The sequence below is a fragment of the Halomonas sp. DN3 genome, from assembly GCF_024137905.1.
Taxonomy (GTDB): domain Bacteria; phylum Pseudomonadota; class Gammaproteobacteria; order Pseudomonadales; family Halomonadaceae; genus Halomonas; species Halomonas litopenaei.
The window spans coordinates 926924-947067 of sequence record NZ_CP099965.1; the positions used below are offsets into that span (position 1 = coordinate 926924).

Below are 20144 nucleotides of genomic sequence, written 5' to 3' on the forward strand. Positions count from 1 at the left end.
GTATAAGCGCGCCAGCGGGATATTTTGTGTAAGTTTACAAAATATTTTTTGATCTGGCCGTCGAAAGTTGACCATTTTTTTGTAAACTTAGATACCCTGACGGTAAGCAGGACACATCTCGCTCGATAGCCTTCTGCGATATCCAGGGGTCTACCACCAAACGAGGACGGTTATGACACGACACACCCGATCCGGTGACGCCGAGCGTACCGACATCGATCTGGCGTTGTTCGGCGCCCTGGGCGACCTGTCTCGCCGCAAGCTGTTCCCGGCGCTCTACCAGCTGGACCGCGAGGGACTCTTGCATGACGACACCCGGCTTCTGGGCCTGGCGCGTCAGGACATCGACCAGGAGGCCTTCCGCGAGCGCATCCATGGCTCCTTGAAGGAATACGTCAAGTCGAGCGAGCTCGATGACAAGGTGGTCGCCCGTTTCCTCGATCGCCTGTCGTTCCTGTCGGTGGACTTCACCACGGTGGAAGGCTATGGCGCCATCGCCGAGTGGCGTGAGCAGGGCGGTCAACAGCGCCCGTTGGTGGTCTATCTGGCGGTGGGGGCGAGCCTGTATGGCGATATCTGCCGCCACCTCGAGGCCAGTGGTAGCCTGGACGAGCAAAGCCGCGTGGTGGTGGAGAAGCCGATCGGCTACGACCTGGAATCGTCGCGGGAGGTCAACGATGCGGTGGGGGCGGTGTTCCCCGAGTCACGGGTCTATCGTATCGATCACTACCTGGGCAAGGAGACGGTGCAGAACCTGATCGCGCTGCGCTTTGCCAATCCGCTGTTCGGTACCCAGTGGAACCAGAACCATATTTCCCACGTGGAGATCACGGTGGCCGAGAAGGTCGGCATCGAGGGCCGCTGGGGCTACTTCGACGAGGCTGGCCAGCTCAGGGACATGGTCCAGAACCACCTGCTGCAGCTGGTCTGCCTGATCGCCATGGACCCGCCGGCCAACCTCGACGCCGACGCCATCCGCGACGAGAAGGTCAAGGTGCTCAAGGCGCTCAAGCCGTTCACCGACGACATGATCGGACGTGACGTGGTGCGCGGACAGTACACCGCCGGCACCAGCAACGGCACCAGTGTACCCGGCTATCTCGAGGAAGAAGGCGCCAATACCCGCAGCCATACCGAGACCTTCGTGGCGATGAAGACCGAGGTGTCCAACTGGCGCTGGGCCGGCGTGCCCTTCTACCTGCGTACCGGCAAGCGCATGCCCGAGAAGCTGTCACAGATCGTGATCCACTTCCGTCAGCAGCCGCACTATATCTTCGACCCGGATCAGCGGGCGCTGGCCGCCAACAAGCTGATCATCCGGCTGCAGCCGGAGGAAGGTATCCGCCTCGAGGTGCTGACCAAGGACAGTGGTCTCGACAAGGGCATGCGCCTGCGCCGTGGCCCGCTGCACCTGGACTTCAACAGCGCCTTCCCCAAGGCACGTATCCCCGACGCCTACGAGCGTCTGCTGCTCGAAGTCATGAAGGGCCAGCAGTACCTGTTCGTTCGGCGTGACGAGGTCGAGCATGCCTGGCACTGGTGCGACGAGCTGATCGCTACCTGGCAGGATCGTGACGAGCCGCCGCGCCGCTATCCGGCAGGCTCCTGGGGACCGGTGGCCTCCATCGCCATGATCACCCAGGACGGACGCAGCTGGTACGAGGACTACTGACATGAGCAGCGAGCAACTTTCTCCGTCCCCCCGAGAGCAACTGGCGTACCAGTTGGCGCAGACCGTGGCCACGGCGCTGCGCGAGGATCTGTCGTCCCAGGATCGCGCCCTGCTGATCGTGTCCGGCGGCTCCACCCCGGTGCCGTTCTTCGAGGCGCTGTCCCGGGAAACACTGCCCTGGGATCGGGTCGACGTGACCCTGGCCGACGAGCGCTGGGTCGCTGCCGAGGCCGACGATTCCAACGCCCGGCTGGTCAGGAAGCACCTGCTGATCAACCGGGCCGAGGCGGCCACCTTTGTCCCGCTCACCACCGAACACGATACCCCCGAGGAAGGCACCGACGAGGTCGCCCAGCGACTGATGGGCCTGTCCTGGCCGGCATCGGTAGTCATCCTGGGGATGGGCGGCGATGGCCATACCGCCTCACTTTTTCCTGACAGTCGCGAACTGGACCTGGCACTGAGCACCGATGCCCATGTGGTGGCGGTGCGCACACCGAGCCAGCCCCAGGCGCGCATTACCCTGAGCGCCGAGCGCCTGCACCATGCCCGCCGCCATTACCTGCACCTGACCGGTGACGACAAGCGCGCCGTGCTGGGACGCGCCATGGCCGGTGACAACGTACGTGAACTGCCCATTCGTGCCTTTCTTAGCTGCCCGCTGGCCGTCTACTGGGCGCCCTGATTTCCTGGAGCCACGCTCATGACCATTGAAAAACAGCTTCCGTCTACCCGCACCACCGAGCTCGACAGCATCTGCCTGAAGGCCGAGGTGATCCCGGTGATCGTCATCGATCGCATCGAGGACGCCGTGCCCATGGGCCGCGCCCTGGTCGAAGGTGGTCTCAGCGTGCTCGAGGTGACCCTGCGCACCGACTGCGCGATCGAGGCCATCGCCCGGCTGAAGAAGGAGCTGCCCCAGGCCAGCATCGCCGCCGGTACCGTGCTGACACCTGCCCAGTATCGTCAGGTCGAGCAGGCCGGTGCCGACTTCGTGGTGACCCCGGGCGCCACCGAGGCGCTTTACCGCTATGGCGTCGAGAGCCCGGTGCCGATGCTGCCGGGGGTGGCCACCATCTCGGAGCTGATGACCGGCTGGCAGTACGGCTATCGTCGCTTCAAGTTCTTCCCGGCCGAAGCCAGCGGTGGCGTCAAGGCGCTCAAGGCCTTCGCCGGCCCCATCGGCGAGGCTCGCTTCTGCCCCACCGGCGGCATCAACCTGGGCAACGCCTCCGAGTACCTGGCGCTGCCTAACGTCATGTGCGTGGGCGGCTCCTGGCTGACCCCGAAGTCGCTGGTCGACGCCGGTGACTGGGACGCCATCCGCGCCCTGGCCAAGGAAGCCGCGGACCGTTTCCATCACTGAAGCCATCACCGAATGCTCGATGACGAAGCGGCGCTGGCCGCTTCGTCATGATTCCTGAGCTCTCTGCACCGGAAGGGCGTCATGCCTATCCATGTGCTCTCTCGACAGCTGGTGCTGTCCTTGATCCGGCCTCTGGCCGGATTTTTTTTGTCCGCCGCCATGGGATGATGGCTGCCTGAGCGAGCGGAGAAAACCTATGAAACTGTTGATACTGGGCGCGACGGGGTTGGTGGGTAGCGAGGCGCTGCGCCAGGCATTGGCCCATCCCGACGTCACCGAGGTGCGGGCACCGGTGCGCCGACCGTTGGCGCTGGAGCACCCGAGGCTAGCCGCCCCGGTCGTCGATTTTGCCGACCTGGAGTCACTGAGAGCGGACGAGGCTGGACGAGGCGATGCACAGGCGCTGGAGGGGAATGACGAGTTGTGGAAGGCGGATGGCGTGATCTGCGCACTGGGCACCACCCTCAAGGCCGCCGGCTCGCGAGAGGCCTTTCGACGTGTGGATCTCGAGTTGCCGTTGTGGTTTGCCCGCCACGCCAGAGCCGCCGGTGCCGAGCGTTTTGCCTTGAACTCGGCACTGGGCGCCGATCGCGGCTCGCGCTTCTTCTATTCCCGGGTCAAGGGCGAACTGGAAGCCGAAATGATCAAACTCGACTACCCGAGCCTGACCCTGGTCAGGCCGGGCCTGATCGACGGCGAGCGCGCCGAGGTGCGCCACGCCGAGCGCCTGGGGCTCGCGCTTTCTCGCGGTCTGCTTCCGCTGCTGCCACGCCAGTGGCGTCCCAGTCCGGTGGCCCGCCTCGCCGAGGCGCTGGTGCAGGGTGCCATCAGCGCGCCAGCCGGAAGGCATCTGGTGGAGGCCAGGGACCTGGCCTGACCCAAGCCGTCAACGCAGTGATGGAATAGGCCGTCAATGAACCTAGGATTGCTTTACCGCGTGCTTGGACTACCAGGACTGCGCTTTCTGCTTCTGGTGGTGGGGTACAGCGTCGGTCATGAGATCGCCGATTACCTGGGCAGGGAGTACCGGGGTGGGGTGTCCTGGGGGATGACCCTGGGCTACTACTCGTGGGGGGTTGTGTTGCTGTCGCTGGTCGAAGGAGTCGTGGTGTACCGCTGGTCGCGGCGCTGGGTCAGGCTCGAGTGGTTGGCGGCAACGATCACCGCGGCCATCGTGCTGACCTTCACGGGGATCCTGACTGGACACTCGGGCGCATGGGCGCACCCTTATCGTCTGGCCTGGTTCCAGGGCTGCGCGGTGGCTGCCATCTTTCTGCCGCTGATCGTCCACAGGCTGGTCAATCGCTGGCGCCATGCCAGGGCGGGGAGGCGATAAGCCCTGGCATGGCGGCGGGGGACTTTCGGGTCACCCGAGGTTGTCGTGATGTCAGCTGTCGATCACGTCTTCGCGGCGCGGCAGGGCCGCGTAGGCGCCGGGGCGCGTCACCGCGTGGGCGCCGCAGCGACAGGCCAGGGTCAGGGCGCGTTCGAGGAAGGCCTCGTCGTGCTGCCAGTTGGGGCGCTGCCAGTCGTGGTCGGCCAGAGCCGCCAGCAGACCGCCGATAAAGGCGTCGCCACCGGCGGTGGTATCGACCGCCTTGACCGGCGGCGGTGTCATGCGCTTGACGCCCTGGGTGGTGTGGGCGGCGACCGCACCGGGACCATCGGTGATCACGATCAGGCGAGCACCGGCGGCCAGGCGTTCGGCCAGCCAGTCGTCACGTGGGTGATCACCCCGCAGGGCGTCGAGTTCATCGGTGGACAGCTTGATCAGGTCGGCCTGGTCGAGCAGGCGGGTGACCAGGCCGACGTCGATGCTGTGCTCGGGCCAGAGGTTGTGACGCAGGTTGGCATCGACGCTGACCAGACAGCCTGCCCGGGAGGCCATCTCGGTGATCGCCAGAGAGGTGGCGGCGATGGCATCGTCCGTAAGGCTGTTGCTGCACAGGTGGACGATGGCGGGCTCGCTGAACACCCCATGGGGCAGATGCTCGGTGCGATACAACAGGTCGGCGGCGGGAGGACGATAGAAGTCGAAGGTGCGCTCGCCGTCTGCGTCGCGGGAGACGAAGGCCAGGGCGGTACGGGCCTCGCGGGTGCGCGACACGCCGGAGACATCGACGCCGTGGTGCTCGAGCTCACGGGCCAGGAAGTCGCCGAAGTGGTCGTCGCCCAGCATACCGAGAAAGCGACTGGTCAGTCCCAGCCGTGCGCAGGCCACGGCCACATTGGCCGGCGCGCCACCGGCGTAGGGGGTGAAGGTCTCTGGTCCCTCGGCGGCATCACCGAGACGACTGGAGAGCATGTCGACCAGGGCTTCACCAAAGGCGATCACGGGGGTCATGGCGGGATTCCTCGTCGATCAGTGGTTGTCGGCCAGCGACAGGGTGGTGCCGAGCATATGCTGGGCGCCGGGTACCAGCCACACCGGATCGAGGCGGGTGTTGGCGGACTCGACGCACAGAAAACGGCGGGCGGCGTCCAGCGGGGTGTCCGGGTTGGGTGTTTCGCCGGGATTCCACACCACCACCGAGTCGCTGTTCTGGCGAGCGACTCGCAGGCGGCGCTGGCCGTCATCGAGCACCACCTCGGCGTTGGAATGATAGATGCGATCGACGCCTTCACGGACCCCGAGCTCACCCACCTGCTCGCTCTCGGCGAAGCCCTTGAGCTTGTCCAGGTAGCGGGCCCCGACGAGGCCTTCGACGCGGCAGGCGAAGACCTGATCCACTGCCAGATAGCTGTGCAGGGCGGCGGTCATCTTCACCGGCGTCTCGCCCAGGTGCTCGGTGATCAGCTCCACGTGCAGACGCTGGGCGTTGGCTTGGACCACCGCACGGGGATGCAACTGGCTGTGAAGGCGCTGTGGCAGTGACAGGTGCACTTCGACGCCGTCTTCGTGCTCGTCCACCGCGTCCAGTTGCCAGTCGGCCTTGCGCGCCGGGCCGTGCATCGGGCCGGAGCGGTCGGGGGACTCGTCGGCGGTGTTCTCGTCGGCGAACCACGGCCAGCACAGGGGGATGCCGCCACGAATCGCACCCGGCACATCCTGGGGCGTGGGGGTCACCCACAGCCAGCCAGTGGGCACCAGCGGATCATCCGCACCGCTATCGACGGTGGCTTTGGCGGGTGAGGCGCCTGCGGCTTGCGTGGGGTCGGACGCGGGAGATGCGCCTGCGGCTTGCGCGGCCGTTTCAACCCCGGGCGCGGGTGAAGCGCCTGCGGCTCGCGTGGGGTCGGACGCGGGTAGATAGTGAAGCACCTGAGCGCCCTGCAACGAGATCGCCAGCTGGCCCCAGCTCTCGTTGGCCACCCAGATATCGCGGCCGGCCCAGTGGATGTGCCCCTGGCCCTCTACCTCGTCGATACGTGTCTTGAGCGTTGCCGGAATCATTCGACCTCCTCGTTGTGGAGCGCCTCGGCGGCGCCCAGCAGCCCCGTCCACGGGGCCGTGACCACCTGGATGGAGATGGCTTCGTTGTAAGGGCGCATCCTTCCCTTGTTGCAGAAGGCGCTGAGAAACCCGCTGTGAGGCAGCCAGTCGATCAGCCGTGGCACGATGCCACCACACAGGTAGACGCCGCCTCTCGCACCCAGGGTCAGCGCAGCGTCGCCCGCCACGTCGCCGAGGATCTTGAGAAAGCGCAGAATGGTATCACGCCCCAGCGGGTCGCCGCGGTTGGCGGCCTCGGTGACCTGAGCCGGCGTGCTGGCGCTGGCCTCCAGACCATCGATCTCTGCCAGCACCCGATAAAGGTCGAGCAGGCCCTGACCGCACAGGATGCGTTCCACACTGACCCGGCCATAGCGACGGTGGAAGCGTCGATAGATGTCGAGTTCCTGTTCGTCGGTGGGCGCGAAGCTGGCATGGCCACCCTCGTTGGGCAGTGGCACCCAGGCGCGCCGTGCCGGGAAGACGCCAGCCATGCCGAGGCCAGTGCCCGGTCCGATGACCAGTCGAGCGGCGTGCCCTTCGGCCTCGCCGGTCTGGATGCTGACCAGATCATGCGAATCGACGTGGGGGACGCCGAGCGCCTGAGCCATGAAGTCGTTGATCACCTTGAAGTCATCCAGGGCAAGGTCACGCTTGACCTCGCCCTTCAGGAAGCTCCAGTGATTGTTGGACATGCTGACCCGTTCGGCGTGCACCGGGCAGGCGAACGCCAGGCACGCCTCCCGCGGGGCCTTCTCGCCGCTGGCGCCCACCCGCTCGAGGTAGTCACGGGCAGCTTCCACCACGCCGGGATAGTCGGCACAGGGCAGGGTCAGGATGTCGTGGGGGGCAGTCTTGCCCGGCGACACCAGCGCGAAGCGTGCGTTGGTGCCGCCGATGTCCCCGATCAGCGCTTGGCGTGTCATGGGCGAACTCAGGCGTCCTCGTCGTGGATCTGTCCCTGCTGGCGCTCGAGGTCGTCGGCCTCGAAGCCACCGAAGACGCCGGCGCCTTCCTCGGCGCCCATGGCCAGGTGACGGTAGCCGCCGAACAGCTCGCGACCCAGACCCACATGGTAGTGATCCAGTTCGGCCACGCGCTTGGGACGATCCCGCCATTCGGCGTCGCTGAGCACGACAGACAGCTCGCCTTTGTCGGCGTCCAGGCGCACCACATCGCCATCACGCAGCCTGGCCAGCGGGCCACCGTCCAGCGCCTCCGGGGTCATGTGGATGGCCGCAGGTACCTTGCCCGAGGCACCGGACATGCGCCCGTCGGTGACCAGGGCAACCTTGTAGCCGCGATCCTGCAGGACGCCCAGGTAGGGGGTCAGCTTGTGCAGTTCGGGCATGCCATTGGCCTTGGGACCCTGGAAGCGCACCACCACGATGACGTCCCGGTCGAGATCGCCGGCGTCGAAGGCGGCCTTGAGGTCGTTCTGTTCCTCGAAGATCTTGATCGGCGCCTCGACGACCCGGTGCTGAGCCTCTACCGCCGACACCTTGATGACGCCACGGCCGAGATTCCCCTCGAGCACGTTGAGGCCACCGGTGGCGGCAAAGGCGTTGGATACCGGGCGCAGCACGTCCGGGTCGAGGCTTTCCAGGGGGCCTTCGCGCCACACCAGCTTGCCATCCTCGAGGAAGGGCTCCTGGGTGTAGGCGGTCAGGTCGGTGCCGAATATCGTCGGGATGTCGCCGTGGATCAGGCCCGCACCGAGCAGCTCCCGGATCAGCAGGCTCATGCCGCCGGCGGCCTGGAAGTGGTTGATATCGGCCTGGCCGTTGGGATAGACCCGGGTCAGGCTGGGCACCGCAGAGGACAGCTCCGAGAAGTCATCCCAGTTGATGGTGATGCCCGCCGCCGCGGCCATGGCCACCAGGTGCATGGTGTGGTTGGTGGAGCCGCCGGAGGCCAAGAGGCCGACCATGGCGTTGACGATGGCACGCTCGTCGATCTGGCGATAGAACGGACGGTAGTCGCCGCCGGGCTCGGTATTGCGGATCGTCTGTTCGGTGGCGAAGCGAGTCAGAGCTTCTCGCATGTCGGTACCGGGGTTGACGAAGGAAGCGCCCGGCAGGTGCAGCCCCATGAACTCCATCATCAGCTGGTTGGAGTTGGCGGTGCCGTAGAAGGTGCAGGTACCGGGGCTGTGGTAGCTCTCGGACTCGGCTTCCAGCAGCTCGTCACGGCCGACCTTGCCCTCGGCGAACAGCTGACGGACGCGGGCCTTTTCCTTGTTGGGCAGGCCGCTGGGCATGGGCCCGGCCGGGATGAAGGTAGTCGGCAGGTGGCCGAAGCGCGCCGCGCCGATGAACAAGCCCGGCACGATCTTGTCGCACACGCCAAGATAGAGGGCGGCGTCGAACATGTTGTGCGACAGGCCCACGGCGGTGGCCATGGCGATGACGTCGCGGGAGAACAGCGACAGCTCCATGCCCGGCTGGCCCTGGGTGACGCCGTCGCACATGGCCGGCACACCGCCGGCGAACTGGGCGGTAGAGCCCATCTGGCGGGCGCTTTCGCGAATCACCTCGGGAAAGCTCTCGAACGGCTGGTGCGCCGACAGCATATCGTTGTACGACGAGATGATGCCGAGGTTGGCGCTATTCATCAGCTTGAGCTGATTCTTGTCCTCGCTGCCGCACGCGGCAAAGCCGTGGGCCAGGTTGCCGCAGGACAGTTCGGAGCGATGGACGCCGCGACGATGCTGGGCCTCCATGCGCTCTTCGTAGAGGGCGCGCCTTTGCCGGGAGCGCTCACGGATGCGCTCGGTGACGCGGGCGACGGTGGGATCGAGCGAAGAAGCTTGCTGGCTAGCCATGGTCAACCTCAGACGTGTTGATGCGGGTCAGGTACGTAACTTTACCAAATAAAAAGCCAATTTCCTCCCCCTTGACCGAGTGCTTTGGTCGAGTATGTAGTTTTTTTACAGGGAGTGGCCGGTGGTCGCCGCCTTCGACGATCTCGGCGACGAGCACCTCCAAAGTCTGGCACTCTGTGGCTGAATCGCAAAGCGCAAGGAGTGGGTTGTGACGCCATCATCCCCGCAGCAAGAACAGGGCGGCCACGCCGAGGAAGATCTTTCGGTCAAGTGCCTGGAGGCTGTCGCCGAGGTGCCGGCCGAGCACTGGAACGCCCTGGTGGACCCGGACCACCCCTTTGCCCGTCATGAATTTCTCGATGCGCTGGAAGCCACCGGCGCGGTGGGGGAGGGCACCGGCTGGCAGCCTCGACATCTGACGCTGTGGCGAGGGGCGCGACTGGTGGGCCTGCTGCCGTACTACCTCAAGGAGCACTCCTGGGGCGAGTACGTGTTCGACTGGAGCTGGGCGGATGCCTGGGAGCGTGCCGGGGGACGCTACTACCCCAAGGCGGTGAGCGCGATCCCCTTCACCCCGGCGCCAGGCCCGCGTCTGGCACTGGCAGAAGGTGAAGACGAGCAGACCGTCATGGCCATGCTGGCGAGCCAGTGGCAAGACGACCCCGGGCTATCGGGCTGGCACCTGTTGTTTGCCGAGGACTCGGAGGTGGCCGCCTGGCGACAGGCCTGTCCGGGCCTGATCGCCCGTAGCGGCGTGCAGTTTCAATGGCGAGACGAGGGCTTTGGCGACTTCGAGGGATTCCTGGCGGCGATGACCTCGAAACGGCGCAAGGAAGTAAGACGCGAGCGTCGCCGTGTCGCCGACCAGGGCATCGAACTGCGGCGTCTCGAGGGTAGCGAGATCGACGAAGCGGCGATCCGCCACTTCTATCGCTGCTATCGCATCACCTACCTCGAAAGGGGCGCGACGGGCTATTTAAGCGAGGTATTTTTTCAGCGGCTTCGCCGTCATATGCCGGAAAACCTTGTGCTTGTTCAAGCTTTTGTCGAAGGCCGCCCGGTGGCCGCCGCACTCTGCCTTCAGGGAACCCGAACCCTCTACGGTCGCTACTGGGGCAGCGAGGTGCTGGCCGACTGTTTGCACTTCGAGGCCTGTTACTACCAGGGTATCGAACACTGCCTTGCGCGAGGCCTCGACTGCTTTGACCCCGGTACCCAGGGTGAGCACAAGGTGTCCCGGGGCTTCGTCCCCCGCCGGCTGACGTCCTTGCATCATGTCAATGATCCCCGCCTCAACGATGCGGTAGCGCGGTTTTGTCAAGAGGAAGCCCGACAGCTCGAACACTATGTGGCGGCGGCCCACCGTGGACTACCGTTTCGAGGTAGAGCGTAATACGGTGCTATGATTCAACCGATACTCATGTGAGATAACGATTACATTACGCAGGCGCAGATGGATCGAGGGCGGTCGGGTTCGTAGTCGCGTTGGCGCGACAGTCCGATCGTTGCTGGTGTCTGCGGGCGGTTGGGTTCAGGGGACAGGCGATGGACGTCAAGCAACGTTGCAGTTGGTGGATCGGCGACCCCGGTGGTCGTGCCGGCCACCTGCTGGAGGGATTGCAGTCGAGTGGCTGGCAGATGCATCCGCTGGTGTCGCCGCTGTCGGATTGCCGCTTGCAGCCTGATGACCCTTGCCGGGTCGGCATCATGGTACTGGAGGACCTGTCTTGTCAGGACCTGCGCCATCTGGAACCGCTGATCCTGAAAAGCGAAAGGCCCTGGATCGCGGTCGGCACCTCGGATCAGTGTGACGACCCCGAGATGCGCCGCATCATGGCCCACCTGAGCCACTCCCTGGTGTCGCCCCAGGTGGATCTGCTACGCCTGTCGATCCTGATGGAGCACGCTGCGGAACTGTCGATGCTGCAGCAGCGCGACCGTGAAGAACAGCGCATGTCGGCCGCCGCCGAAGACAGCGAGTACGAGTTCGTCGGTACGACGCCGGTGATGTGGAACCTGTTCAAGACCATCCGCAAGGTGGCGGTGGTCGATGCCCCGGTGTTCATCAGCGGCGAGTCCGGTACCGGCAAGGAGCTGACGGCCCAGGCCATCCACGAGCGCTCCACGCGTTCACGCCAGCCCTTTCACGCCATCAACTGCGGCGCCCTGCCCGAGCATTTGATTCAGTCAGAGCTGTTCGGCCACGAGAAGGGCGCCTTCACCGGTGCGTCACAACGCAAGATCGGTCGTATCGAGGCGGCCGACGGTGGCACTCTGTTTCTCGACGAGATCGGCGACCTGCCGCTGGAGCTTCAGGTCAACCTGCTGCGCTTTCTGGAGATGCGCTGTATCCAGCGCGTCGGTGGGCTCGAGGATATTCCGGTGGACGTGCGTATCGTCGCCGCGACCCACGTCAATCTCGAACTGGCGGTGAAGGAGGGACGCTTTCGGGAGGATCTCTATCACCGGCTCAATGTGCTCCAGGTGCAGGTGCCTGCCTTGCGCGAGCACTCGGAAGATATCGAGATCCTGGCGCGTTTCTTCTTCGAGCGCTTCTCCAGCGAGAAGGCCTCCTGTCTGAAAGGCTTCTCCCGAGAGGCGCTGTCGGTGATGCAGCGCTACCATTGGCCCGGCAACGTCCGCGAGCTGATCAACCGGGTCCGGCGGGCCATGGTGATGTGCGAAAACCGCCTGATCCAGCCCGAGGACCTCGGCATCGAACGGCGTGGCTTGAACCGCCACCAGATGACCCTGGAGGAGGTTCGCGAGGAAGCCGAACGTGATGCGCTGCTCTCGGCGCTGGGGCGCAACAAGTACCGGGTCAACGCCGCCGCCAAGGAACTCGGCGTCTCCCGGGTGACCATCTATCGGTTGCTCGACAAGCACGGTATTTCACGTACGCCTCCCCAGGAGGCCGCCTTCTCCTGACGGCCTGGTGCCATCGATTTTGTTCGGGCGGTATAAAAGAGGCGTTATCGGCAGGTCTCTCCTCGCAGCGCTCTCTTCTCTCTATATGACCTCTCGGCTATATGCCTTCTCGGCTATATGACCTCTCGGCAAACCACTCTTTGATAGCCCCGCTGCAAGCGGGGCTTTTTGCATCCTGGTTCCAGCGCTCTGCTATCTGGGGCTTTCTATCGCCCTGGCATCTGATCCTTCTATCACCTTGGTATCTGCGTCCTTCTATCACGCTGGTATCTGCGCCCTTCTATCCCCCTGAAATCTGCGCTCTGACATCAGAAGTCGGTTAGCGACGTTGAGAGATCGCGGCAAGATTTCGACGCTATGCGGACGAAGCTGATGCTTCGTACTCCCGACAAAATGGGCCTGGCGTAAAAGTGTTGCTTTGTTGAAACATTGGCCAGAAGGACAGTGTTGAAGCGGTGAATGCCTAAAAAACACCTTTTATATCAGTGTGTTGCTTGTTAACGGGCCAGGTTTAACTGTGCTCAATCATGCGATTTCTGACATTTCTCCCCCATCCGTACAAGATGCCGGCTTCCCTCGTAACGCGAATGTCGTCCTTGAACACACCCTGCCACATTTTTTTGCTGTTTCTTCTGAAACCCCCGCCTCACGGGCCCTTCAGCACGATAGCGCGGGTCTGACAGGGTCGCTTTTCGGGGTGGATAACGCCGCTGGCCCCTGAGCTGTACCAGTAACGGTACTTTCTTGAAAAAGCACCTTAAAACATGGGTTTGCTGGTGTTTTGTGCCGTCTTTGTCGCTCGGCAGAAGAGGCATTGTTTCATCGGCTTAACACTCCTTGTTTCGCACAAAAATAAAAATAGCTAAAAATCAATAAGTTATAAGTTGGCACGGCGATTGCTCTGTTCTTTGTGCAGGAGAAGCACTGCAACGGGAACAGGACCCGAGGAGACGCCGACATGAACCAGACGATCGCAAACAGCCGGACCCTTGTCCTTGGCGCGTCCATCGCGATCGGTGTGGCGCTGGCCGCCGCCGGATCCATGTCGGCCCATTCGGACACCGCGATGCTCGACGAGCAGCAGGTGTTCGGCGCTCCCGGGGATCAGCACCTCGTCAATGACGGGGCGCTGGACACAATTCGAGGCCGCTTCGTGCCGGAGCAGGGAATCGACGCCGACGGCGTCATCCTCTGGGACGAACGGCCGGGACGAGGCGCCGGAGGCGGGGGCGATGACAGCAGCCATCGCGCAGCCAACGGGCTGAACAACCGTCAGAGCGCCAACGTCACTACGCAACGGGACTGGTGATCACCATGGGACACCTGAAGCACAGAGAAGGGCAAGGGGGAAGCGGGAACGCCGTAACGTGCCAGTGGCGTCTGGCCCTGGCCGCAGCGGTAGTGGCGGTGGGCCTGGTCGGTGTGGGGACCGACCAGAGCCTCGGCGCCGATCTTCGCCCCGGCGTCCAGCCGGGGGAGATCATCATGCTGAGGGAGGTCGAGACTGCGCCATTCGGCTATGTCAATCGCGACAGCGGACCGATCCGTGGGCGTGCCGACCTGATGCACAGCAGCAACATGGCACGCAGCGCCACGGGCAGCGTCCACAACCGCATGGGCGGGGTCTCCGCGATCATGCTCGATGACACCCGGGCGGCCAGCATCTCCGCCGGCGTAGGCGGCGGTATGAGTCAGATGCACCGCGCCCTGGGTACCGGCGCCAATCTCGGCTCCGGTCCCGTGGGCGGCAGCAATCGGGTAGCGACCTCGGTCGGCGGCGGATCGGCAGCCGGTGGCAGCGTGATTGGGGCCACCTCCGGCATCGCCAATACCGTGACCGGCGCGCTGGCGCCCCTGACCGGCGGGAGGCGCTGATCATGCGGATCTTCAAGCCTTCACATCTGCCGCTACGGTTGACCCGCAGCCTGGTGCTCACCGCCGCCTTCGGGCTGGTGATGGTGAGCCCGGACCCGGCCCAGGGCCAGGACCTGAGCGGCCTGCGCAGCAGCAGCGTGATCAGCGGTCAGGCGCTCAGCGGTGTCAGTGGTGTCGCGGCGGCCAACCAGGCCGCGGGCAACCAGAATCTGCAGTCCAACAGCGGCGCCCTGGCCATCGGTGACGGCGCCACCATCAACAATCGTCTGGTGCAGCAGGTACGCATCGACGAACGACTCGCCGGCATGGAGGTGGGCACCGCCATCAGGGAGGGCGCCTTTGGCGGCGCCTCCGGGTGGATGTCCGTCAACCAGGCGGCGGGGATAGGCAACCTTCAGAGCAATAGCTTCGGCATGGCTCTGGGGAGCACGGTCAGCGGCCTGAGCGACGACAGTCTGCAACAGGTGCTGGCACCAAGGCAGGGGCTGAATGGGTCGAGCAGCAATGGCTCCGACAGCGCCATCCGGAATCTCGAGATCGAGGAAAGTACCTTCGGGGGCGCCAGAGGAGTGATTCAGGTCAACCAGTCAGCCGGCACGGGGAACGCCACTCGCAACAGCTTCAGCTATCGCTTCAACCAATAAAGCTAGCGCTGAAAGCAACGAGTGACGTCAATAAAAGCAGTGAAAAGACAGTACGGTTCATTCAGGAGAACGATCATGAAAACTTTTGAAAAAGCGCCGCTCGCTCTGGCCATCTCTGCACTTCTGGTCGCACCGGCGGCAATGGCCAACGACTTCGAAACCAATTCAAGCATCGACTCAGAGGCCACTAACGGCATCGATGTCCATATCTTCAACGACTCCCACAACTACAAGTACGTGGGTGCGCTTGGCGGGGCGCTGTTCTTGGATGACAACTATTCCGGCGCTACCGTGGACAGCAAACAGCTCTCCAACAACAACGAAGCCACGCAAACCCTGACCACCAATGACGCTACCCTGGGCGGTAATGCCCTGCAGGGTGCCGCCGGTAATATCGGCGCCAACGTGGCCGCCGGTGACAACAACCAGCAGGCCAACGACGCGGCGCTGTCGTCCTCCGACGCGGCTACCGTGTTCGGCCAGGCGGCCTCATTCTCCTTCCAGTCCGCCTCCAACAACATGACCACCATCAACGGCAGCCCGAACACTGCCCTGATGGGTGGCAACGCCCTGCGTAATGCCAGCGGCAACATCGGCGTCAACGTCGCGGCCGGTGTCGGCAACGCCCAGCACAACAGCCTGGCGGCAGCCGTCAACACCGCCAGCGGCAGCGCCGATGCCACCACCGGCGGCGTCCAGGCCAGCTATGGCAACAACACCACCTCCGCGGGTCAGGTCGTGACGCTGACCGATACCTCTGCGTTTGTTGCAGGTGTGGCCTTGGGTGGCTCATACGAAGGCGGCGGTAGCGGCACCTACGGTGGCAACTGGGCGCAGACCAACGACGTCTATCCGGAAATCTGGCAGGGCGGCGACAGCCACCCCGGCGGCGAGTCCCTGTGGGGCCATGCTGACTTCGACGACCAGGGACCGGACGGCAACGACGGCCGCTTCGAAGGTAGCGAAGGCGGTGAGCTTGGCTTTACCGAGAGTGGCAGCATCGCCCTGGGTGGTATCGCCGTGGGCGGCAGCGTCAACACCACTCAGATGCTGGTCTATCAAGAAAATGCCGCGACACTGGGTGGCAATGCCCTGCGCGGCGCTACCGGCAACATCGGCGTCAACATCGCCTCTGGCTCCGGCAACATGCAGCGCAACTCGCTGTCGATTGCCTCCAGCATGGGCGGTGCAACTACCGGCGGTGGCAGCGAAGCGCCGTAATTCGCTCGATCTAATCGGAGCTTCCCCGGCCCATCTGGGCCGGGGATTTTTCCCACAAGACACGACCGCCAAAGCTCACCAAGAAGCTGGCCAATACGACACTCACTATCTGGATACGGGGGACAGGTCATGACACTGCCACGCTGGCCGCTGGCCGCGGCACTGGCCATCGGCCTCGCACTACCGCTCGGCGATACGCAGGCTGCCACCATTCGCCTGGGAGGGATCGTGCCGGGGACGGTGATCAACAAGGACGTCCAGTCCATCCGTGAGCGTCGCTACGAGAATCTGGTCGAGCAGCGCACCGACTTTTCCTGCGGTGCCGCTTCGCTGGCCACCCTGCTCAAGTACGCCTACCAACGCCCCGACACCACTGAGCACGACGTGCTGGCGGGGATGCTGGAGGTAGCCGACCTGGAGCTGGTACAGCAGCAGGGCTTCTCCCTGCTGGATCTGAAGAACTATGTCGAGACCCTGGGTCTGCGCGGACGTGGCTATGAAGTCGACGCCGACACCCTGGATGAAGTCTCGATTCCGGTGATCGTCCTTCTGGACCTCAACGGCTACAAACACTTCGTGGTCATGAAGAAGGCCAGCGCAGATCGCGTCTATATCGGTGATCCGGCGTTGGGCAACCGGGTGATGTCCCGGGACGAATTCATGGCCGCCTGGAACAATATCATCTTCGCGGTGGTGGGCGACGGCTTCGACCGCTATACCGCCTTGCTCGATCCGCGCCAGCCTTTGACGGCGCATCGAATGAAGGACGTGTTCTCGCCCGTCTCACGCGAGCAGATGATCGACTTCGGTTTCCGTCACGCTGAACTGTTCTGACAACGATAACGCTCTTTCGGCAAGGCTCAGCGGCGAGCAGGAAGGCGCCGTCGATCAGGGGGCAACACCATGATGGGACATGACAGGGGACCAGGGCTGAAACGCTGGGCAATGCTGCTCGCATTGTCGTTGGCCCTGGGCGCACCGGCGGCATTGGCTGCCACCACCGACTTTGACCGCTTCGAGGGTTTCAGCGAGGCGCGTCAGCTATCCGACAGTGAACTGGGACAACAGCGCGGGCGCTTCGTGGACAAGGGGCGCCTGATGTTTTCCGGGGTGCAGATGGTCAGCGAATGGCGCACCGCGGCGGGGGATCATCTGTCTGCCGGCGCGCAGATGCTGGGTGATCTGAGCCGAGGCCAACCCACGGTGAGTTTCCAGCCCACCATCACCGTGGTGGAGAGCGCCGCTGGTCTGGCAAGTCTTGGCAACGGTGCAACGATAGTCGATCGGGGCACCGCCAACGCCTCGGGCGTGGTGCAGTCGATCCAGGCGGGGGGAGACTTCAACGTCGCCGCCAATGACCTGGTCATCGACGTGCTGGACGCCTCGAGTTTCGGCGGGGTGAGCCCGGACACCAGCGGCAATCTGACCCGCTCCATCGCCGGCAGTACCATCGCGGTATCCGCCGTCGGCAACAACATGAGCGTGTCCGTGGACATTCCGGGCATGGGCAGCATCAGTCAGGCCATTGTGCCCGGCGGCGGGCTGAATCAGGCGATCCAGCTCTCCAGCAACCTGCAGCAGGTGCGCAACCTGACCCGGCTGCAGCTGTATATGGGGAACCAGGCCGGGGTAGGGGACAGGGCGGTACCCGGCATGCTCAGTGGCATCAAGTCGGCGGCGGCGCTGCGTTGACAGTTATGGAGTAATTGACCGCCGTAAACGCACAATTTGTCTACACTTTACCAGGAGTGTCGGGGGACTCTGCTGGAAGGGGAGCAGAAGGGCGCAGTAGACGCTCGACAAGAAGTACAAACGATTTCATTCGGGGACAAGGAGATCGACGTGAATATCGTCATCAACAGGACGCTCTGCCCGCCGTTGGCGGGCCTTTTACTGGCCGGTGCTGCGGCGCCCGCCCTTGCACAACAGACCGTCGGAGCCGAACAGCAAGAGGCGCTGGAATCCCAGGAGGCCTCGCGCAGCGTGCAGGATATCTTCCGCGAGGAGCACGCGCTGTTTTCCGATCGCCTGACCATCGAACCCGGGATCACCTACACCTACTCGGATCGCGACAGCCTGGCACTTCGTGGCTTTCTGGCACTGGACGCCATCTTTCTCGGCGAGCTGAACCTCGACAATGTCGAGACCCATATCACCACCCTGGATATCAATACCCGTTATGGCCTGACCGATCGGCTGGAAGCCAGCATCAACGTGCCCTTCGTCTATCGCACCACCACCATCCAGTCCATCGGTGGCGAGTTCTCCACTGAACGCAACGTGGAGGATGACGTCGATGAAGCCGGGCTCGGCGATATCTCGGCGAGCCTGTCCTACCGGCTGCTGCCGGAGACCGTGGAGAGACCCGACGTGGTGGTCAGTCTGGGGGTGCGCGCACCCACCGGCAAGGACCCCTACGGCATCGAAATCGAGCAGTCCGATACCGCCGGTAATCTGGCGGTGCCCAAGGAGTTGCCCACCGGCAACGGCGTCTGGGGCGTGACCGCCGGGGTGTCGGTGCTCAAGACCCTGGACCCGGCCATCGTCTTCGCCAACCTGGGCTATACCTACAATATCGAGGAAGAGTTCGACGATATTTCCGCGGGTGAGGGCCGCCAGCGCGCCGATGTGGACCTCGGTGACAGCATCAGCGCAGGTTTCGGTACCGCCTTCGCCTTGAACGAGCGCTTGAGCCTGGCGCTGTCCTACTCCCATGAATATATCCGCAAGACCGAGATTACCCCGGAAGGTGGCAACGAGACCGAGGTTATCGGCAGTGACGCCACTATCGGGGTGTTCAATATCGGTGGCACCTACGCCATGACCGATTCCACCTCGGTGGTCACCAACCTGGGCATCGGCATGACCGATGACGCCTCGGATATCAGCCTGACCTTCCGTATGCCGTTCCAGCTATAGAGCGGTTGGCATTTAACCAGCGCAAGAACGCTCGCCAGCGAGTCGGCCGACCCTCGGGGTCGGCCGATTGCGTTGGTGCCTCTGGTCTTGATGCGCTCTCCTGGCCATCGTGACATGGGCCGACCCGCGACTCGCCCCCGACCGGGCGGCGATGGCATACTAGGCGCCGAATCGAATGTCGACGGTACCTGCATGCTCAAGACCTTGGCGATAGTGCTGCTGGCACTGCTCGCCCTGCTTCAGTATCGACTGTGGCTGGGCCAGGGCGGTGTCATGGAAATGAATGAAGTCAGCGGGCGGGTGGCGGCGCTGGAGGCGGAAAACCAGCCCCTGCGCGATCGCAATGCTCGTCTTAGCGCCGAGGTGGTGGACCTCAAGACCGGTCTCGATGCCATCGAGGAACGCGCTCGCAGCGATGTGGGCATGGTGCGCACCGACGAGCAGTTCTTCTGGGTGCCCGGGGTCGAGACCGACGTCGCCCCGGTGGCCCAACCGACACCGGGATCCGCCCAGGGGGCCAGTGAATGAGCCGACTGTGGCTGATCGTGCCGGCGGCGGGCGTCGGCAAGCGGGTCGGCGGGATGTGCCCCAAGCAGTATCTCGAAGTGGCGGGGCGACCGGTGCTGGCACATACCCTGGCGCGGCTGCATCAGAGCTTTCCCGAGGCGCGGCTGTGCCTGTGCCTGGCGCCCGATGACGACTGGTTCGACCCGGCGCTGGTCCCCTTTACCGACTGGCAGCGGGTGGCCGGCGGCGCCGAGCGCGTGCACAGCGTGGTCAATGCCCTGGCGGCGGTCGCCGCCCAAGGCGCCCCCGATGACCTGGTGCTGGTGCACGACGTGGCGCGCCCCTGTGTCAGCGCCGATGACCTTTCACGGCTCTACAGCGCTGCCCTTGCGAGTCCTGACGGGGCGCTGCTGGCCTCGCCGGTGGCGGACACCATCAAGCGCGACGATGGCCAGGGGGCGGTGGCGAACACCGAGGACCGACGGGGTCTGTGGCAGGCCCAGACGCCCCAGGCATTTCGCTTTGCTCTGCTTCAGGAGGCTCTGGTCCGGGCGCTGGCGCCGGACGGCATCGGCGTCGGCCGGATCACCGACGAGGCGTCGGCGGTGGAGGCCCTGGGCCGCGCGCCCCGACTGGTCGCCGGTCGCCGCGACAATATCAAGATCACCCACCCCGAGGACCTGCGCCTGGCCGAGTTGATCCTGGCCGGCGACGCGGTGCTCCGGGATCTGCACGAGAGTTCATGAACATGCTGC

20 protein-coding genes are annotated in these 20144 nt (G+C 64.3%); 16 read left to right on the plus strand and 4 right to left on the minus strand.

What is annotated here, in order from left to right; all coding sequences use genetic code 11:
- Nucleotides 1-172 precede the first annotated feature (172 nt).
- The 5 genes from zwf to NKF27_RS04220 all read left to right on the plus strand — a co-directional run bounded on the left by zwf (nucleotide 173) and on the right by NKF27_RS04220 (nucleotide 4374).
- Nucleotides 173-1672, plus strand: coding sequence for a glucose-6-phosphate dehydrogenase (gene zwf / locus NKF27_RS04200; protein ID WP_253555456.1), 1500 nt, complete (start codon nucleotides 173-175; stop codon nucleotides 1670-1672).
- A 1-nt stretch (nucleotide 1673) separates the two neighbouring features.
- Nucleotides 1674-2357: a 6-phosphogluconolactonase gene (gene pgl / locus NKF27_RS04205; protein ID WP_253555457.1), complete on the plus strand. Its 684-nt coding sequence runs from the start codon at nucleotides 1674-1676 to the stop codon at nucleotides 2355-2357.
- An 18-nt stretch (nucleotides 2358-2375) separates the two neighbouring features.
- Nucleotides 2376-3038 carry a bifunctional 4-hydroxy-2-oxoglutarate aldolase/2-dehydro-3-deoxy-phosphogluconate aldolase gene (locus NKF27_RS04210; protein ID WP_045991018.1) on the plus strand — a complete coding sequence of 221 codons (663 nt, stop codon included), beginning with the start codon at nucleotides 2376-2378 and terminating at the stop codon, nucleotides 3036-3038.
- A gap of 196 nt (nucleotides 3039-3234) precedes the next feature.
- Nucleotides 3235-3915 (plus strand): NAD(P)H-binding protein, encoded by a 681-nt coding sequence (locus NKF27_RS04215; protein WP_253555458.1) that lies wholly within the window; start codon nucleotides 3235-3237, stop codon nucleotides 3913-3915.
- A 36-nt stretch (nucleotides 3916-3951) separates the two neighbouring features.
- Entirely contained in the window at nucleotides 3952-4374 is a 423-nt protein-coding gene (locus NKF27_RS04220) for a hypothetical protein (RefSeq protein ID WP_253555459.1), read from the plus strand.
- 51 nt (nucleotides 4375-4425) lie between these two features.
- Here NKF27_RS04220 and NKF27_RS04225 read toward each other — a convergent pair whose 3' ends face one another.
- From NKF27_RS04225 to edd, 4 genes are read right to left on the minus strand one after another with little or no spacing between them, the layout of a single operon-like run.
- A complete protein-coding gene (locus NKF27_RS04225) occupies nucleotides 4426-5382 on the minus strand; it encodes a carbohydrate kinase (RefSeq protein ID WP_045991021.1) in 957 nt (318 codons plus the stop codon).
- Between the two features lie 18 nt (nucleotides 5383-5400).
- Nucleotides 5401-6432 (minus strand): D-hexose-6-phosphate mutarotase, encoded by a 1032-nt coding sequence (locus NKF27_RS04230; protein ID WP_253555460.1) that lies wholly within the window; start codon nucleotides 6430-6432, stop codon nucleotides 5401-5403.
- Entirely contained in the window at nucleotides 6429-7397 is a 969-nt protein-coding gene (gene glk / locus NKF27_RS04235) for a glucokinase (protein ID WP_253555461.1), read from the minus strand. The genes NKF27_RS04230 and glk overlap by 4 nt, the downstream gene beginning before the upstream one ends.
- 8 nt (nucleotides 7398-7405) lie before the next feature.
- Nucleotides 7406-9295, minus strand: a complete 1890-nt coding sequence (gene edd / locus NKF27_RS04240; protein ID WP_253555462.1) for a phosphogluconate dehydratase — start codon at nucleotides 9293-9295, stop codon at nucleotides 7406-7408.
- A gap of 274 nt (nucleotides 9296-9569) precedes the next feature.
- Between edd and NKF27_RS04245 the strand changes: the two genes are divergently transcribed.
- From NKF27_RS04245 to ispD, 11 genes are all read left to right on the plus strand, one after another.
- Nucleotides 9570-10688 carry a GNAT family N-acetyltransferase gene (locus tag NKF27_RS04245; protein ID WP_253556407.1) on the plus strand — a complete coding sequence of 373 codons (1119 nt, stop codon included), beginning with the start codon at nucleotides 9570-9572 and terminating at the stop codon, nucleotides 10686-10688.
- A gap of 152 nt (nucleotides 10689-10840) precedes the next feature.
- Nucleotides 10841-12223, plus strand: coding sequence for a sigma-54-dependent Fis family transcriptional regulator (locus NKF27_RS04250; RefSeq protein ID WP_253555464.1), 1383 nt, complete (start codon nucleotides 10841-10843; stop codon nucleotides 12221-12223).
- A 958-nt stretch (nucleotides 12224-13181) separates the two neighbouring features.
- A complete protein-coding gene (locus NKF27_RS04255) occupies nucleotides 13182-13532 on the plus strand; it encodes a hypothetical protein (protein WP_253555466.1) in 351 nt (116 codons plus the stop codon).
- Between the two features lie 5 nt (nucleotides 13533-13537).
- Nucleotides 13538-14098: a hypothetical protein gene (locus NKF27_RS04260; protein ID WP_253555468.1), complete on the plus strand. Its 561-nt coding sequence runs from the start codon at nucleotides 13538-13540 to the stop codon at nucleotides 14096-14098.
- A 2-nt stretch (nucleotides 14099-14100) separates the two neighbouring features.
- Nucleotides 14101-14742, plus strand: coding sequence for a hypothetical protein (locus NKF27_RS04265; RefSeq protein ID WP_253555469.1), 642 nt, complete (start codon nucleotides 14101-14103; stop codon nucleotides 14740-14742).
- Nucleotides 14743-14817: 75 nt separating this feature from the next.
- Nucleotides 14818-15963, plus strand: a complete 1146-nt coding sequence (locus NKF27_RS04270) for a hypothetical protein (RefSeq protein WP_253555470.1) — start codon at nucleotides 14818-14820, stop codon at nucleotides 15961-15963.
- A gap of 129 nt (nucleotides 15964-16092) precedes the next feature.
- Nucleotides 16093-16797, plus strand: a complete 705-nt coding sequence (locus tag NKF27_RS04275) for a C39 family peptidase (RefSeq protein ID WP_253555471.1) — start codon at nucleotides 16093-16095, stop codon at nucleotides 16795-16797.
- 69 nt (nucleotides 16798-16866) lie between these two features.
- Nucleotides 16867-17655 carry a hypothetical protein gene (locus NKF27_RS04280; RefSeq protein WP_253555472.1) on the plus strand — a complete coding sequence of 263 codons (789 nt, stop codon included), beginning with the start codon at nucleotides 16867-16869 and terminating at the stop codon, nucleotides 17653-17655.
- A 150-nt stretch (nucleotides 17656-17805) separates the two neighbouring features.
- The gene (locus NKF27_RS04285) at nucleotides 17806-18882 is read left to right on the plus strand and encodes a transporter (protein ID WP_253555473.1); all 1077 of its coding nucleotides are present in this window, start codon (nucleotides 17806-17808) and stop codon (nucleotides 18880-18882) included.
- A gap of 192 nt (nucleotides 18883-19074) precedes the next feature.
- Nucleotides 19075-19410 (plus strand): cell division protein FtsB, encoded by a 336-nt coding sequence (gene ftsB, locus NKF27_RS04290; RefSeq protein ID WP_045991030.1) that lies wholly within the window; start codon nucleotides 19075-19077, stop codon nucleotides 19408-19410.
- Nucleotides 19407-20135, plus strand: coding sequence for a 2-C-methyl-D-erythritol 4-phosphate cytidylyltransferase (gene ispD, locus NKF27_RS04295; protein ID WP_253555474.1), 729 nt, complete (start codon nucleotides 19407-19409; stop codon nucleotides 20133-20135). The genes ftsB and ispD overlap by 4 nt, the downstream gene beginning before the upstream one ends.
- Nucleotides 20136-20144: the final 9 nt, after the last annotated feature.